Genomic DNA, 13,109 nt, shown 5'->3' on the forward strand with positions numbered 1-13,109 from the left:
TTGATACCATCCAGTAGTATTAAGCTACCCCGGTTGTAGATAGCTACCATGAGTAACAATGCCAACCGCAGCTTCGACCGCCGTGACTTTCTGAAATACGGGAGTGCGGCGACGGTCACGACCATCTTCGCCGGGTGTACGGGGAACCAGTCGTCAGAGGATACGACGAACGATTCGGGTGGCGACCCGACCGATACGGATGACTCGGACGATGGCTCGCCCGGCGGCGACGGTGGCGCGTCGTTCGAGTACGTCACCACCGTCGCGCCGAGTTCGCTCGACCCCATGAAGGGTTCGGACAACCTGGAGACCATCCTCCTGCACAACGTCTACGACCCGTTGCTGTACTACACGGACGACACGCCGCCGGAGCTCCAGCCCTGGCTGGCCGAGGACTGGGAGGTCGGCGACGACGGCCGCACGTACACGTTCAACCTGCGTGACGATGCAACGTTCCACAACGGCGACCCCGTCACCGCCTCGGACGTGCAGTACTCCGTCCAGCGCATGATGGAGATGCAGAACGGCTTCTCGTGGATGTGGTCGGGCATCCTCTCGCCCGAGAACGTCACCGCCGTCGACGAGACGACCGTCGAGATGACCACCAACGAAGTGTTCGCGCCGTTCCTCTACACGCTCCCGTTCCTCTACGTCGTCAACCAGGAACAGGTCGAGGCGAACGCAGCCAGCGACGGGAACTTCGGCGAACACGGCGACTACGGCACCGGCTGGCTCGAGGACAACGACGCCGGGAGCGGCCCCTACGTCCTCAGCGAGCGCGAGCGCAGTCGACAGATCGTCATCGAGCGGAACGAGGACTGGTGGGGGACGTTCCCCGACGGGAACGGCTACGGGACCGTCACCACCGACATCGTCCAGGAGTCCGCGACCGCCGCGGGGCGGATGCGCGAGGGCGCGGAGATGTCCGACCAGTGGCTCCCGCTCCAGACGTACAACGACCTGGAAAGTGCGGATGGCGTCCGCGTGCACGCGAAGGCGACGTTCAACCCGTTCTACATCTACATGCACACCCAGCGGGCACCACTCGACGACGTGCACGTCCGGCGGGCCATCTCGTACGCGTTCGACTACGAGGCCGCACTCAACGACGTCATGGCGGGTGACTCCGACCACCTCCAGGGACCGCTCCCGGGCGCGATGTGGAGCCACACCGAGGACCTGCCGACGTACGAGCAGGACTTCGAGGCGGCCCAGGCCGAACTCGACCAGTCCGACTACTCGGCGAGCGACCTCGACCTGAACTACACGTACGTCTCCGGGCTGACGACCGAGGAGAGCATGGGGCTGTTGCTCCAGTCGAACCTGCAGGAGCTCGGGGGGTCGCTCACCGTCGAGCGCGCGCCGTGGTCGAACATCACCGAGATGGCGGCGAACCCGGACACCACGCCGGACATGCTCGCCATCTACCTCTCGTTCAGCTACGCCGACCCCGACACGTTCCTCTACCCGGCCTGGCACAGCGACTCCCACGGCTCGTGGACCAGCGCCGCGTGGTACCAGAACGACGAGGTCGACCAGCTGCTCACCGATGGTCGCCGGACCGTCGCACAGGAGGACCGCGTCCCCATCTACGAGGAGGCACAGCGCATCATCGCCGAGGACGCACCCGCGCTGTTCGTCATGAACCAGGCGACCCGCAATGCCATCTCCGAGCGCGTCCAGGGGTTCAAGGACAACGGCATCACGGGCTACCGCCAGACGTTCCACCGGTACCATCAGGGCTGATTCGCCAGTATGGGTCACAGAAGCTACCTGATCAAGCGCGGTCTGTCGACCATCCCGATGTTCGTGGGGCTCTCGGTGCTCATCTTCACCCTGGCCCGCGTCATCCCCGGCAGGCCCGCACGGCTGGCGCTCGGTCCCCGCGCGAGCGACGAGGCCGTCCAGAGCCTCCGCGACCAGATGGGACTGGACAAACCACTCTGGGAGCAGTACCTCGACTACGTCGGCGGCGTCGTCCAGGGCGACCTCGGACAGTCGCTCATCTCGAACCGGAACGTGGCGACCGACCTGCTGGAGTACTTCCCGGCGACGTTCGAGTTGACGACGCTCGCGATGATAATCGCCATCTTCGTCGGCGTCCCGCTCGGCGTCATCGCCGGGCAGCACAAGGACCGGTGGCCGGACAACGCCAGCCGCCTGTTCTCGTTCTTCAACGTCTCGTTACCCCCGTTCTGGGCGGGCATCCTGCTGCAGCTGGTCGTCGCGTTCCAGCTGGGCTGGCTGCCCGCGACCGGCCGGGTCGGCGACGTGAGCCCGATGCCCATCGAGACGACGGGACTGTTGCTCGTCGACAGCGCGCTGGCATTCAACGTGCCAGCGTTCGTGAGTTCGAGCCAGCACCTCATCCTGCCGGCCATCACGCTGTCGCTCGCGCCCATCGCCGACATCGCGCGGATGACCCGCTCCAGCTTCATCGAGGAGTACGACAAGGACTACGTCGAGGGGCTGCGCACCCACGGCATCCCCGAGCGTCTCATCGCCTACAAGTACGTCCTCAGGCGGTCGTTCGCGTCGACCCTGACCATCATCGGGCTGGACTACGGCTTCCTGCTCGGCTCGGCGTTCGTCGTCGAGATCGTGTTCTCGTGGCCGGGGATGGCCTCCTACGGCGTCGAGGCCATCCTCCAGAAGGACATCAACGCGATGGTCGGCGTGACACTCGTCGTCGGCGCGTCGTTCCTGCTCGTGAACTTCGTGGTCGACGTGCTGTACGGCGTCTTCGACCCCCGCGTCTGGCACGAAGGTGAGTCCCAATGAGCGACGGTGAATCCGTCGCGGCCGACGCCGACGCCCCGGGGCTGCTCGAACGACGCCTGGGCGACTTCGACCGCGTCGTCTACCGGTTCCGTCAGAACCCGATGTCGATACTCGGCCTGTGCATCATCTTCGGCTTCGTGTTCATCGCCATCTTCGCGCCGTACATCGCGCCCTACCCGGCCGACGCGGGCTACCAGGGCCAGCCGGCGGTCCACTTCGACAACAAGTTCGCGGAGCCGAGCGCCGCACACCTGTTCGGCACCGACCAGGCGGGACGGGACATCTTCAGTCGCGTCCTGTTCGGCACGCGACTGTCGCTTCGTATCGGCATCGTCGTGCTCGCGGCCGCCGTCTCCATCGGCGTGCCCGTCGGCCTCGTCGCCGGCTACCTCGGCGGCGGTGTCGGCATGGCGTTGATGCGGATCACGGACGTGTTCCTGTCGGTGCCACCGCTGGTACTCGCACTGGCGGTGAGCGTCGCGCTCGAACCCAATCTAACGAACGTGATGCTCGCCATCGCGGCGGTCTGGTGGCCGTGGTACGCCCGACTCACCTACGGGGAGGTGCTATCGGTGAAAGAGGAGACGTACGTCGAGGCGAGCCGCGGCATCGGCGCGACCTCGACGCGCACCATCTTCCGGGAGATACTCCCGAACGTGCTCGCGCCCATCACGGTGAAGATGAGCCTCGACATGGGCTACGCCATCCTCGTCGCCGCCTCGCTCGGCTTCCTCGGCCTCGGCGCGCAGCCGCCGACGCCCGAGTGGGGGACGATGGTCAGCCAGGGCCGGGACTACATGCCCGCGCAGTGGTGGTACTCGACGTTCCCGGGACTGGCCATCTTCCTCATCGTGCTGGGGTTCAACTTCCTCGGCGACGGCCTGAGAGACATGTTCGACGTGGAGGTGCAGTGAGATGGCAGACCCCATCCTCTCCGTCGACGACCTCTCGGTCGCGTTCGAGACGTACGAGGGACGCCACCACGTCCTGAACGGCGTCGACCTCACCGTCGATGAGGGCGAGACGGTCGCACTCGTCGGCGAGACGGGCTGTGGGAAGTCCGTCACCGCGAAGTCCATCATGGGCACGCTCCCGCGCCCACCCGGGGAGATAACCTCGGGCAGCATCGGCTACGACGGCACCGACCTGCTCGCCGACCCGGACGCCCACGAGCGCGTCCAGGGCGAGGAGATGAGCATGATCTTCCAGGACCCGATGACGTACCTCTCGCCGGTGTACCCCGTCGGCTCGATGATGGCCGACGTGGCCAGCTACAGCGGGGGCAAGTCCGTCTCGTGGCTCGGCGTCCTGAAGAACATGCTCGGCCGTCGCACGAACCGGTCCGAGATCCGCGAGCGCAGTATCGAGCTGCTCGACCGGATGCGTATCCCCGACCCCGAGGGTACCCTCGACCGCTACCCGGTCGAGCTCTCCGGCGGGATGCGCCAGCGCGTCATCGTCGCGATGGCGCTCATCAACGACCCGACGTTCCTCATCGCAGACGAGCCGACGACCGCACTCGACGTGACGGTGCAGGACCAGATCCTCGGCCTGCTGCGAGAGCGCGTCGAGGAGCGGAACCTCTCGATGCTGTACATCACCCACAACCTCGGCGTCGCCCGCGAGATCGCCGACCGCATCTGCATCATGTACGCCGGCGAGATCGTCGAGGTCGGGACGACCGAGGAGATCTTCGACGCGCCGCTGCACCCCTACACCCGGGGGCTCCTCGACAGCATCCCGAAGCTCACCGGCTTCGAGGGCGACGGCATCGACGGGCAGATCCCGGACTACACCGACCCGCCGACCGGCTGCCGGTTCCACCCGCGCTGTCCCGCCGCGATGGCGGGCACCTGTGACGTGGAACCGGTCGAGTCCCACGCCGTCGGCGACGACCGCGCCGTCGCGTGCCACCTCTACGAGGACGGGATGTCCTTCGGCGAGGCGGCGACCATCGCGGCGGAGGAGGCCGATGGAGCCACCGAGGACGCACCGACCGCCGAGGCCGGGGGTGAGCCATGAGCGGCGACCCCCTCGTCTCCGTGCGGAACCTTGAGAAGTACTACCCGGTCGAGACCGGACTGCTGAGCCGGACCGAGTCGTACGTGAAGGCCGTCGACGGCGTGAGCTTCGACATCATGCCCGGGGAGACGTTCGCCGTGGTCGGCGAGTCCGGCTGCGGGAAGACGACGCTCGGAAAGACCGTCGCCCGTCTCTACGAGGCGACCGGCGGGACCATCGAGTTCGACGGCCGCGACGTCACCGACCTCGACGGGAAGTCGCTCCGCAAGCTCCGCCGTGACATCCAGGTCGTCTACCAGGACCCATCGTCGTCGCTGAACCCGCGGCGGCGCATCGGGAGCATCGTCAAGGAGCCGCTGGTCGTCCACGACGTCGGGACGAAGGCGGAACGCGACGAGCGTGTCGCCGAACTGCTCCGGCGTGTCGACCTGCCGGTGGAGTTCCGCCACCGCTACCCGAACGCGCTCTCTGGCGGGCAGCAACAGCGCGTCGCCATCGCCCGTGCGCTGGCTGTCGAGCCGAAGTTCGTCGTGCTCGACGAGCCGACGAGCGCGCTCGACGTCTCGGTGCAGGCGAAGGTCATCTCGCTGCTCGCCGACCTGCAGGAGGAGCTCGACCTGACCTACCTGCTCATCAGCCACGACCTCAGCCTCGTGAAGAACGTCGCCGACCGCATCGGCGTGATGTATCTCGGCAACTTCATGGAGGTCACCGACAGCCGGACGCTGTTCGAGGACCCGAAGAACCCCTACACCGAGCAGCTCCTGTCGGCCATCCCGGTCGTCGAGAGCGGCGAGCAGTTGCTGAAGCCGCCCTCCGTCGAGGTGCGCGGCGAGACGCCGGACCCGAAGGACCCACCCTCGGGCTGTCCGTTCCACCCGCGCTGTCACCGCGCGTTCGACGCCTGCGACGCCGTCGAGCCCGAGCTCGTCGAGGTCGAGGAGGGACACCAGACCCGGTGTCTCCTCGACCCCGGGCCGAAGGCCGAGGCGGTGGCCGACCACCGCTCCGATGACGTGACGCGGGAGGAAGTCACCGAGGAGTAGCGGACGCACGGGCGCGGCGGGCGGAGGCACCCATCACCATTGTCTGTCATCCGTCACCCCCGCCCGACCAACCCGTTGGAGCAGGGCCGTCCATCTTCCGTTCGGGTTCCGCACGGCCCCACTACGCACTATTCAGAATTATCTACACCCAATTTGGGCATGATTTGGTAGAATTGCGCACGATAAGTTTATTGTATGCGCCGTTTTGTTATACGTCATGCCACAAGATACCACCCGTGTCGCCGTCGACATTGGGGGGACGTTCACCGACCTCGTCGCGGTGCGAGACGGCGGACTCACCCTCGCGAAGGCGTCGACCACACCGTCGAACTTCGCCGGCGGCGTCCTCGACGCCGTCGAGAAGGGGGACCTGTCGCTCGCGTCGGTCGACCAGTTCGTCCACGGCACGACCGTCGTCATCAACGCCATCACCGAGCGAACCGGCGAGGCGACCGCGCTGCTCACGACCGAGGGCTTCCGCGACGTCCTCGACGTGACGCGCGCGAACCGCCCCGACATGTTCAACTACCAGTACGAGAAGCCCGAGCCGTTCGTCCCGCGCCGGCACCGCTGGGAGGTGCCCGAACGGGTCGACCAGGCCGGCGAACCGATCCAGCCGCTCGACGAGGACGCGGTCCGCGAGGCGGCCCGCGAGATCCGAGATGCCGGCTTCGACACCGTCGCGGTCAGCTACCTCCACAGCTACGAGAACCCGGAGCACGAGCGCCGCACACGCGAACTGGTCGAGGAGGTCCACCCCGACGCCTACGTCACGCTCTCGCACGAGCTGACGAAGGAGTACCGGGAGTACGAACGCACCAACACGGCCGTCCTCAACTCGTACGTCCGACCAATCGCCGACGAGTACCTCGACACGCTCGCCGGCCAGCTCGGTGAGCGCGGCTTCGACGGGAACACCTACGCGATGAAGTCCAACGCGGGCACCGCGAGCTTCGCCGAGGCGCGCCGCCGCCCGGTCGAGATGGTCGAGAGCGGCCCCGTCGGTGGCGTCTACGGCTCGGCACACGTCGGTCGCCAGCTCGGCGAGCCGGACGTCGTCAGCTTCGACATGGGTGGCACCACGGCGAAGACCTCCGTCGTCCAGGACGGCGAGGTCACCATCGACACCGATTACTGGCTCGAATCGTCACCGCGTGACGAGGGCTACCCCCTCAAGATACCGGTCGTCGACATCGTCGAGATCGGCGCGGGCGGGGGCTCCATCGCCTGGGTCGACCGAGGCGGCTCCATCAACGTCGGCCCGAAGAGCTCCGGGGCCGACCCCGGCCCCGCCTGCTACGGGCGCGGCGGCACCGAACCGACCGTCACCGACGCGAATCTGCTCACCGGGCGGCTGAATCCCGACTACTTCCTCGGCGGCGACATGTCCCTCGACGTCGACGCCGCCGAGACCGCGCTCGAACCGCTCGCCGACGCGTTCGACACGAGCGTCCGCGAGGCCGCCCACGGCGTGCTCCGCGTCGTGAACTCCAACATGGCGAACGCGCTCAAGCAGGTGAGCATCCGTCGCGGCCACGACCCGCGGGACTTCGTGATGGTCGCAAGTGGCGGTGCGGGCCCGCTACACGCCGGGACGCTCGGCCGCGAACTCGGCGTGAAGGAGACGGTCGTCCCGCGGGCCCCCGGACAGTTCTCCGCGTGGGGGATGCTGATGACCGACCTGCGGAAGGATTTCGCGCGCACCCACGTGCTGCCGTTCGACGCCGACACCGCCGACGAAGTCGCGGGCATCGTCGCGGAACTGGAGGCCGAGGCACGAGACGCCTACGCCACAGAGGACGTCGACGAGGACGACCTGGTGCTCGAACGCTCGGTCGACCTGCGCTACGCCGGGCAGGAGCACACGGTGAACACACCGCTCGGGGACGGTCCAGTCGATGCAAGCGAGGTCACCTCGACCATCGAGCGGTTCCACGAGCGCCACGAGCGCACGTACAACTTCCGGCTCGACGACCCGTGCGAGGTCGTCAACGTCCGCCTGACCGCGTCCGCACCGATGCCCAAACCCGAGGTCGAGTCCGTCGTCACGGACGGCGACCCGGCGGACGCGATCAAGGACACCCGCGAGGTCGACTTCGCCACCGAGGGCGTCCACGACGCCCGCGTCTACGAGCGCGACGCCCTCCCGACCGACACGAGAATCGACGGCCCCGCCGTCGTCGAGGAGCCGGCCTGCACGACGCTGGTCCACCCCGGACAGACGCTCTCGGTCGATACGTTCGGCCACCTGCACATCAGCTAACCATGTCTACGCAATCCACAGCAACCGACAGCGGAGTCGACCCGTTCACGCGCGAGGTCGTGACGAACGCCCTGCAGAGTGCCGCCGAGGAGATGTTCCTCAACCTCGGCCGCACCGCGAAGTCGAGCGTCATCTACGAGACGCTGGACTACGCCTGCGGCATCACCGACGCCGACGCGAACGTCGTCGCGCAGGCCAACGGCGTCCCCGGCTTCCTCGGGACGCTGAAGTTCTGCGTCGCCGACGCCGTCGAGAAGTTCGGCCGCGACGGCTTCGAACCGGGCGACGTGGTGCTCCTGAACGACTACCACGGCGGCACCCACCTCAACGACGTGGCGATGGTCGCGCCCATCTTCGTCGACGACGAACTCGTCGGCTTCACCGCCTCGAAGGCCCACTGGACCGACGTTGGCGGGAAGGACCCCGGCTCGTGGACGACCGACGCGACCAGCGTCTTCCAGGAGGGGGTCCAGTACCCGATGGTGAAGCTGTACGAGGGCGGCGAGCGCAACGACGCCGTCTACGACATCGTCGTCGCCAACACCCGGATGCCCGAGGTCACGCTCGGCGACATGGAGGCCCAGCAGTCCTCGATGGGCGTCGGGGCCGAGCGCGTCGTCGAGGTGTACGAGCGATACGGCGTCGAGACGGTCCAGCAGGCCGTCGAAGCCGCCTTCGACGCGGGCGAACGGCTCGTCCGCGAGGAGATCCGCAAGCTGCCCAACGGCACGTACACCGCCGAAGACAAGCTCGACGGCGACAGCGTCTCCGGCGACCCGGTCCACGTCGAGGTCGAGGTGACCATCGAGGACGAGACCATCGCGCTCGACTACACCGGCACCGACCCGGAGGCCGACGGCCCCATCAACGCACCCTACGCCGCCTCCGTCTCCGACGTGCGGTCGTTCTTCCAGGCCATCACGCTCCCCGACGCCGACACCAACGAGGGGTTCTTCCGGCCGCTCGACGTGACGATTCCGGAGGGGACGGTGCTCAACGCCACGAAGCCCGCCCCCATCGGCACCGACTGGGAGGGCTCGGCGATGGCCGCGGACCTGCCGTGGAAGGCGCTCGCGGCGCACCTCCCGGACCGGTTGTCGGCTGGGCACTTCCTCAGCGTCTGTGCGACCATCGTCGGCGGCCACGACGACCGCCGGGGCGAGGAGTTCCTCGTCGTCGAACCCCAGCCCGGCGGCTGGGGCGCGAGCCCCGGCAAGGACGGCGCGGACGTGCTCGTCTGCTCCGGCGACGGCGACACGCTGGAGATGCCCGTCGAGGTGATGGAGACGCGCTTCCCGCTCCTGTTCGACCAGGCGGCCCTCGATACGCCCCAGACGGCCGGGCACGGCGAGTTCCGTGGCGGCACGGGCTTCGTGCAGGACTACCGGGTCTACAACGAGTCGGGCGGCTTCATCACGGCCGGGTTCGGCCGCTCCGAATTCCCACCGTGGGGCGTCGAAGGTGGACAGGACGGCGACGGCAACCACATCGAGATCGTCCGGACCGACGGCAAGGTCGAGCGCCACAGCAACCTCACCAACCACGAACTCGCCGACGGCGACGTGGCCCGGCTCGTGACGAGCTCGGGCGGCGGCTGGGGCAACCCGCGCGAACGCGACCCCGAGCGCGTCAGCGAGGACTTCCACGACGACTACATCACCCGCGAGACGGCCCGCGAGGTGTACGGCGTCGCGCTCGACGAGGACGGGAACGTCGACGAGGCGGAGACGGCGGCGCTCAGGGAGGAGAGTGCCGACGAACCGACCGCAGCGGCAGGTGGTGAGAACTGATGAGCGACGTCGAACTCACCGACCTCGACGACGTGTGGGACGACAGCACGGGCAGCCCGCTCACGCTGTTCGAGAGCGAGGACCCTGAGTCCCAGACCGGTTCCTACGTCATCCAGCCCGGCGAGCGGGTCCCCGAGGAGGGCTGGACTTCACACGCGGGTGACGAGATATCGGTCATCATCGACGGTGCGGTCGACCTCGTCACCCCCGACGGCGAGTACACCGTCCAGGCCGGGACGCTCTCGGTCATCCCGGCCGGTGTCGAACACTACAGCGTCAATCGCGGCGACGAGCCCTGCCGACTGGTCTACACCGCCGTCGGCGGGCTCTGAGAACGACTACTCCCCGTCGGTGATCTTCTTGTGCCAGGCCTTGTGGGTCTTCGTGACCGGGATGGCCTCGTAGCTCTCGACGACGGGGTTGTCCTGTAGCTGCTCCCTGAGGTACTCCTTGATGTCCGACAGCGACGCGTGCCAGACCCGCAGCAACAGGTCGTACTTGCCCATGTACTCCTCGATCTCGTAGATGAGCTCCTCGCTCTGGACGTGGTCGACGAACTCGTCGAGTTCCTCGCTGCTCACGCCGGACTCGAGCGTGACGAACACGTCCGCGTAGGCGAACTTCGCCTCCTGGAGGACGAGGACACCGATAACGTCCACCAGTCCGTTCTCCTGTAAGTTCTTCCGTCGTCGTCGCGCCGCCGTTCGGGAGAGACCGACGCGCTCGCCGATCTCGGTGTCGGACATCCGGCCGTCTTCGTTCAGCGCCTTGTAGATGCGATAGTCGGTCTCGTCGAGATGCTCCTTCAGAATCTGTTTGACCTTGTCGTTGTCGAGCCATTCGTCCGCAGAGAGAGGCTGTGAACTCATCCGTTTGCGAGTAAGCCGTCGAGGGTACTGTAAGTATCGGTCAAATTGTCGAGGGTGCGGACCGATTCGTCTACTCAAAAGCGTACTGCACACGAATTATGGTCCGAACGGGCCGTTAATCCCGATATCTCCACGTCCCGTTCGACAGTCCTCCGTTACGCAGCTCGAGTGAGCAGGGTGCCAGAGCGCGACTCGGAGCAGCGCGAGTCAAGCCCGGCGTCCTGGCGATCTCGGAGGGGGACCCCGAGTCCGAGTTCGCCGCCGCCGTTCGGCGATCGCAGGTTGCTTACTCGGGTTCCGCGACCCCGAGCGTGGCGACCGACTGGATGGCTTCATCGACGCTGTAGTCGATATCGTACACGTTGTCTACCGGTATGTGCATGATGAACCCGTTCGACGTCGGGTTCGGCCCGAGCGGAACCATTATGGTCATCATCTCCCCGGCGCCGGCGCTGTTTTCGATTATCTCCGGCGTGTCCCCCGTGAGAAATCCGAGGGCGTACGCGCCCTGAAGGGGGAACTCGATGAGCTTCACGTCCTCGAACTGCTGGGTATCGTCGGCGGACATCTGTTTGCTGACCTGGCGAAGGGTCAAGTAGACCCCGCCTACACCGGGGATCGTTTCGATCGCATCGTCGACGAACAGGACGAGACGGTCGCCTGGCGTCTGGTCGGCGACGAACCCTATCAGCACGAAGAGCACGACCAGCAACAGCAACGTTGTCAGCTGGACGAATATCGTGGAGGGTTCGTTCGGCCAGAGAAATCCCACGCCCGCGATCACCGGCCCGAGCATGCCGATGATGAAATCGAAGACGACGATGAGGATGATCAGCGTGATCATCAGTGGGATCGTGATCACGAATCCGCTGATCAGCCACCGCTTCAGTCGGTGGAGTGGGTATAGCATACGTGGAACTACGGCCTGGAACACAAAACTAGTCGTCCGATACCACGGATTGTCCGGCGTTTCGACGCGGGCCAGTCGGCTATCGAAGCGCGAACGGGCGACGCGGTGCCACCGGACACATCGCTCCCGTGAGCGGTCGGTCGCAGGATGAAAACGGCTGATGGGTGTGGCGAACGCGAATCGACTCAAGAACAAGTCCGCCCTCCCCGGATGTCCGCCGGTCACACATCCCTTACGTGAGAGATTATTGGATTGCGAAGTTGTCGGCTCTTGAAGGAGGTTCCTGTACAGTTGCCAACATCCTACGGATACGCGCCCTCCTCATGTGTCTGATGGCGGCCGGGACCGCACGCTTCAGAGAGGGCAGCGATGGCGAACTCGAGAAAACGCTCGCAGCCCTCAACCGTGGCGAGACACCGGAACCCCAGTTCGAAGTCGTCTTGCACGACCCAGTTGATGTCCACAAAGTCAGCCGTCCGAAGTCGCTGGAACTACTGCGCGAGATCGTTCAGCACGAACCGACGAGTATCCGTGAAACCGCCCGGCTTGTCGACCGTGGTGTCAGTCAGGTCCACCGCAACCTGACCGAGTTGGAGGAGTTCCACCTGATTGTTCTGGTGGCGGAAGGGGGCGCGAAACGACCTGTCGTGTGGTATGATGCAATCGATATCGAGCTGCCGCTCGTTGAGCCCGTCGTGGACTCCGACGAAGGGACGGCGTGAACAGATTTTCGCTGGGCTAGCAGCCATTTACTGACCTCCTGTGGGGTGAGGGGTTCGTCGAGCAGGCGAGCGCCTCGGAGTACTGTATTCGGATACCTGTTAGTGAGATCTACCCGTCGACGTTTGACGAGGACGTGCCGACCGAGAGAAACACCAACAACTGCCCCGATTACGATGGACGCGTCACGCTCAGCGGTGATGAATCCGTCTGCTCTCAGTGGACTCGAATAGCACTCAGAAAGTGTGCCCAAGGGCACAAAGCAGAAAAAATACCCAGCCCCGCCCCCACCTTCCGCCGGTTCAACTCGACATTCTCGACGAAGGGGTGTGTTTGCATAGAGATTTGTTACGAGAATTTTCAACCAACTACTCGGACGTGTCTGGTGCGAGTACTCGAATAAAGATTAGCCGCTCGTGGTCTCATCAGGAGCTACACATGCCCCACTCCCAGAGTTGGTATTCCAGTACTCAAGATTTGGACTGTCACCTCGATCAGCTCGGCCGATCATTAGCTTTAGTCGGATTTGGTTGTCGTCGTAGATTCCGAGGTCGATTTCGTCCCAACTCTCCTGAGTTGCGAGGCGAGAGCGAACAATGTACCCTCTGACCCCAGTATCCCAGTTACATGGGAGTGTCGTTCCTGCGAGTTGTGGGCCATCTCTGGAAGGCACCTCTTCTTCGGTACTATACACCTCTGTTCCGTCTT

11 protein-coding genes are annotated in these 13,109 nt (G+C 65.7%); 9 read left to right on the plus strand and 2 right to left on the minus strand.

Annotated features, from left to right (window positions below; genetic code table 11):
* Window positions 1–48: 48 nt before the first annotated feature.
* The 8 genes from NOW55_RS18405 to NOW55_RS18440 all read left to right on the plus strand — a co-directional run bounded on the left by NOW55_RS18405 (window position 49) and on the right by NOW55_RS18440 (window position 10,234).
* Window positions 49–1,746, plus strand: a complete 1,698-nt coding sequence (locus NOW55_RS18405) for an ABC transporter substrate-binding protein (RefSeq protein WP_256401583.1) — start codon at window positions 49–51, stop codon at window positions 1,744–1,746.
* Window positions 1,747–1,755: 9 nt separating this feature from the next.
* A complete protein-coding gene (locus NOW55_RS18410) occupies window positions 1,756–2,781 on the plus strand; it encodes an ABC transporter permease (protein WP_256401584.1) in 1,026 nt (341 codons plus the stop codon).
* Window positions 2,778–3,695 (plus strand): ABC transporter permease, encoded by a 918-nt coding sequence (locus tag NOW55_RS18415; RefSeq protein WP_256401585.1) that lies wholly within the window; start codon window positions 2,778–2,780, stop codon window positions 3,693–3,695. The genes NOW55_RS18410 and NOW55_RS18415 overlap by 4 nt, the downstream gene beginning before the upstream one ends.
* A gap of 1 nt (window position 3,696) precedes the next feature.
* Complete coding sequence (locus NOW55_RS18420) at window positions 3,697–4,803, plus strand: ABC transporter ATP-binding protein (protein WP_256401586.1); 1,107 nt, start codon at window positions 3,697–3,699, stop codon at window positions 4,801–4,803.
* Window positions 4,800–5,849 (plus strand): ABC transporter ATP-binding protein, encoded by a 1,050-nt coding sequence (locus NOW55_RS18425; protein WP_256401587.1) that lies wholly within the window; start codon window positions 4,800–4,802, stop codon window positions 5,847–5,849. The genes NOW55_RS18420 and NOW55_RS18425 overlap by 4 nt, the downstream gene beginning before the upstream one ends.
* 217 nt (window positions 5,850–6,066) lie before the next feature.
* Window positions 6,067–8,112 (plus strand): hydantoinase/oxoprolinase family protein, encoded by a 2,046-nt coding sequence (locus NOW55_RS18430; protein WP_256401588.1) that lies wholly within the window; start codon window positions 6,067–6,069, stop codon window positions 8,110–8,112.
* Between the two features lie 2 nt (window positions 8,113–8,114).
* A complete protein-coding gene (locus NOW55_RS18435; protein ID WP_256401589.1) occupies window positions 8,115–9,902 on the plus strand; it encodes a hydantoinase B/oxoprolinase family protein in 1,788 nt (595 codons plus the stop codon).
* Complete coding sequence (locus tag NOW55_RS18440; protein ID WP_256401590.1) at window positions 9,902–10,234, plus strand: cupin domain-containing protein; 333 nt, start codon at window positions 9,902–9,904, stop codon at window positions 10,232–10,234. The genes NOW55_RS18435 and NOW55_RS18440 overlap by 1 nt, the downstream gene beginning before the upstream one ends.
* Before the next feature lie 6 nt (window positions 10,235–10,240).
* On the opposite strand, the gene NOW55_RS18445 is transcribed toward NOW55_RS18440, so the two are convergent.
* A complete protein-coding gene (locus NOW55_RS18445) occupies window positions 10,241–10,771 on the minus strand; it encodes an Lrp/AsnC family transcriptional regulator (RefSeq protein ID WP_256401591.1) in 531 nt (176 codons plus the stop codon).
* 286 nt (window positions 10,772–11,057) lie between these two features.
* The gene (locus tag NOW55_RS18450; protein WP_256401592.1) at window positions 11,058–11,681 is read right to left on the minus strand and encodes a DUF502 domain-containing protein; all 624 of its coding nucleotides are present in this window, start codon (window positions 11,679–11,681) and stop codon (window positions 11,058–11,060) included.
* Window positions 11,682–12,013: 332 nt separating this feature from the next.
* Here NOW55_RS18450 and NOW55_RS18455 point away from each other — a divergent pair, with 332 nt between their 5' ends.
* Window positions 12,014–12,403 carry an HVO_A0114 family putative DNA-binding protein gene (locus NOW55_RS18455; RefSeq protein WP_256401593.1) on the plus strand — a complete coding sequence of 130 codons (390 nt, stop codon included), beginning with the start codon at window positions 12,014–12,016 and terminating at the stop codon, window positions 12,401–12,403.
* The last annotated feature ends 706 nt before the right edge of the window (window positions 12,404–13,109 follow it).

Origin of the sequence: Haloarchaeobius litoreus, from assembly GCF_024495425.1 — an archaeon.
Lineage (GTDB): Archaea > Halobacteriota > Halobacteria > Halobacteriales > Natrialbaceae > Haloarchaeobius > Haloarchaeobius litoreus.

Bases quoted from the DNA above. Each gene is read 5' to 3' on its own strand.
- NOW55_RS18405 (WP_256401583.1), top strand. From the start codon at position 49: ATGAGTAACAATGCCAACCGCAGCTTCGACCGCCGTGACTTTCTGAAA.
- NOW55_RS18410 (WP_256401584.1), top strand. From the start codon at position 1,756: ATGGGTCACAGAAGCTACCTGATCAAGCGCGGTCTGTCGACCATCCCG.
- NOW55_RS18415 (WP_256401585.1), top strand. From the start codon at position 2,778: ATGAGCGACGGTGAATCCGTCGCGGCCGACGCCGACGCCCCGGGGCTG.
- NOW55_RS18420 (WP_256401586.1), top strand. From the start codon at position 3,697: ATGGCAGACCCCATCCTCTCCGTCGACGACCTCTCGGTCGCGTTCGAG.
- NOW55_RS18425 (WP_256401587.1), top strand. From the start codon at position 4,800: ATGAGCGGCGACCCCCTCGTCTCCGTGCGGAACCTTGAGAAGTACTAC.
- NOW55_RS18430 (WP_256401588.1), top strand. From the start codon at position 6,067: ATGCCACAAGATACCACCCGTGTCGCCGTCGACATTGGGGGGACGTTC.
- NOW55_RS18435 (WP_256401589.1), top strand. From the start codon at position 8,115: ATGTCTACGCAATCCACAGCAACCGACAGCGGAGTCGACCCGTTCACG.
- NOW55_RS18440 (WP_256401590.1), top strand. From the start codon at position 9,902: ATGAGCGACGTCGAACTCACCGACCTCGACGACGTGTGGGACGACAGC.
- NOW55_RS18445 (WP_256401591.1), bottom strand. From the start codon at position 10,771: ATGAGTTCACAGCCTCTCTCTGCGGACGAATGGCTCGACAACGACAAG.
- NOW55_RS18450 (WP_256401592.1), bottom strand. From the start codon at position 11,681: ATGCTATACCCACTCCACCGACTGAAGCGGTGGCTGATCAGCGGATTC.
- NOW55_RS18455 (WP_256401593.1), top strand. From the start codon at position 12,014: ATGGCGGCCGGGACCGCACGCTTCAGAGAGGGCAGCGATGGCGAACTC.